The organism is Pedobacter sp. HMWF019, assembly GCF_003061025.1.
Classification (GTDB): Bacteria; Bacteroidota; Bacteroidia; order Sphingobacteriales; family Sphingobacteriaceae; genus Pedobacter.
In genome coordinates this window covers 1,146-3,837 of sequence record NZ_QAIL01000400.1, presented here as the reverse complement: position 1 = coordinate 3,837, position 2,692 = coordinate 1,146, and the positions used below count along the sequence as shown (strand labels likewise).

The window sequence follows — 2,692 nt, the reverse complement described above, 5'->3', positions numbered from 1 at the left end:
CAATACCAGAACAGAAGTTGCAATAAGAAATATCAGATTCTTGAAAAAATGTAATCCTTGAAGATTAACGGAGGGATATTGATTGTCAATCCAGTTGATGACGACTGCACCTGCCAGGAGCCAAAGACTACCCAGCAGGAAATACAAGAGAGCGATTTTTAATAAAGGATACTTTTTCACAGCATGGAAGGGATGTTTATTGTAAAAATAAACTTTTATCGGTAGTAATTGTAAAATATTAACTGTGATATTCTGGATGAGTTTTATAAACAATTAAACGGAAAGTTGTAGCAGAGCCTTTTCCGCTTCTTCAAGCTGCTGCTGAATTTCTTGTACTGCAGACTGGGTTTGGAGTTTTAAATTGGGTACCAAGTTTCTGTAATAAGTTATACCTTCCTGCAACTGGGCGGAAAATTTTCTGAAATAGCGGGCCTTTTTATCGCTAAGCAGTTCCAGCTGAGCGGAGATGTCTTTTTTCAGATAGTCAATGTAGAGGTTCAGTTCGTTAATAAATAGGTTTGGTCTTTTTACCGTTGCAAGCAGGTTTTCACGTCCATAAATATGACCGATCATTTCTGAAAGAGCATATTTTTCAGAAAAATAGGCAAGATTAGGACCTGGACAAATGCTCACGGCTTTACTCTCTCTTTGCTTCAGTAAGCCATCCTTTATATAAACAGAAGCACAGAGGCCTTCACATAAGCATACTTTTTCTGTAATGGTTTCAAACTGTCTGCGGTATTCTTTTTCTTCGAGTTCCATGTTTTTCAGTTGTTCGATCTTCAGGTGTTGGTATTCCCTTGAAGCAGTACAAATGGGCTGTGCAGTGAATTCTGTATTGGTGCACAGGTATTTTTTCTTGCAGGGGCTGCCTGGTCTTCCTTTTTCAATACGCTGAAGTCTTAGTTCTTCTGCGGTACTTTTACGGAAATTATTAAACAATACGCCCAGAGGGGAAGAATTGCTCAGGTAGTAATCTTTTTCTTCTGCAGTAACCAGTGCTTCCAGGGTATCCTGGTCCACATTGGTCGCTTCAGGTACAAGTAAAAAAGGACTTCCCCAGCCGGCAGCATCAAGCTGATAATAGTTGATCAGGAATTCATGCTCATCGGCTGTCCCTATTCCACCTTGTACCGTGATCCGCTGTTCTGGCTGATCATTGACCGAAATGCCTTTTTTCTGCAGAGCTTCTGTATAAATTTCCCAGAGTTCACTGGCCAGAGGCGTACGGTTCTGTTTAAATTCCTCTAGTATCGGGCCCATTAGCAAACCATCGGTGGCAAAGGCATGTCCGCCACAGTTGAGACCGGATTCTACCCTGAATTCAGAAATCCAAAGGCCTTTTTTTGCCAATATTTTGGCTTGTAAATAAGCCGACCGGTAATCACTAACCTTTAAGATGATTTTCTTTGTGAATTGACCGTTTACAGGATACAGGTCCGGGCATTTTTCCATATAAGCATACAGGCGGGGATTTAATCCGGCAGATATAATGACTGAAGAATGCAACCGGCTGTTTGCAAAACCACGCATGGCGGCAATGGCATCAGTAAAATCATCACCTGCATATTCCTGCTGTGCATTGTAATTGGCTTTGTCTACTTTAGACATAATGTTCACATCAATGGATCCCGGTCTGATCTGTTGTTTAAGTTCTTGTTCCAAATGGGCTTTTAACAGGCTATTTTCCATGTTTTTTAAAGAGGTATACTGAATTTTGAGCGGTGAATATTCTGGTAACCACTCAAAATAAGTAGACAGTGTAGTTCCTTCAGTAAAATCCTGTTGTCTGATCTCGTTAAATTGTTGGGTAACTAATTGTTCCAGCAGGTTCAGATAAGCGGTGATTCTTTTAGCCCTGAAGTCTGTTTCATTTGGCCCTATAAAGTGGTAAGGCAATTGATTGCAGTCCGAATGGTACTTTCTCATGCGTTCTGTAAGTTCGTCATCTACAATGGAAACAACAGAAGATATTCCGTATTTAGCTACTTTTAAAGGTGTATCAATGGAATAGCCAAGGCCTAGAACGGGAATGTGGAAAGTATGTGTTGTCATATTCATTTATCGGATTGATAGCGCAAAGTACCAGACAATTTTCAGCTTAAAATATGATAGAGATCATGTTTTAGTTTTGATCGTAATCAAAATCAGGCGGCGTAAAAATTGATATATTTGTAAAAAAAGGTTTATGGAAAAAGCAAGGCTCTTAAATGCGATCATAGAAACAGCGATTGATGGAATTATTACAATTGATCAGCATGGAATAATTGAAAGCTTAAATCCTGCTGCCTTAAAGTTATTTGGTTACGGTCTGGATGAAGTAGTTGGGCACAACATTAAAATGTTGATGCCTGAGCCGGATAAAGGAGCACATGATGGTTATCTGGATCGGTATGAACATACCGGGGAAAAAAGAATCATTGGGATAGGACGTGAAGTGAGGGGCCTGCGAAAAAATGGTTCTACCTTTCCATTCAGGCTGGCTGTAAGTGAAGTACAGTATAAGGAGCGTAAAATATATACGGGTTTTATCCATGACCTTTCCAAAGAGAAAGAAGCCGAAGAGCGTTTGCGCGAATACGCAGCAGAACTGGAAGAATTGGTGGAAGAAAGAACAAAATCTTTAAAGAAAACGGTGGTGGCATTGAGAGAAGCTAAAGAAGAAGTAAGTCTTTCCCTGGAAAAAGAGAAA

The 2,692-nt window shown here is 40.0% G+C and carries 3 protein-coding genes; 1 reads left to right on the top strand and 2 read right to left on the bottom strand.

The window, feature by feature from the left end:
- The coding region (locus DBR11_RS30285; protein ID WP_233260859.1) for a hypothetical protein at positions 1-180 on the bottom strand (180 nt) is incomplete at its 3' end.
- A gap of 93 nt (positions 181-273) precedes the next feature.
- Positions 274-2,061 (bottom strand): hypothetical protein, encoded by a 1,788-nt coding sequence (locus DBR11_RS21600; RefSeq protein WP_233260858.1) that lies wholly within the window; start codon positions 2,059-2,061, stop codon positions 274-276.
- Positions 2,062-2,188: 127 nt separating this feature from the next.
- Here DBR11_RS21600 and DBR11_RS30280 point away from each other — a divergent pair.
- The coding region (locus DBR11_RS30280) for a PAS domain S-box protein (RefSeq protein ID WP_233260857.1) at positions 2,189-2,692 on the top strand (504 nt) is incomplete at its 3' end.

Coding starts and splice junctions, on each gene's coding strand:
- DBR11_RS21600 (WP_233260858.1), bottom strand. CDS start 2,061: ATGAATATGACAACACATACTTTCCACATTCCCGTTCTAGGCCTTGGC.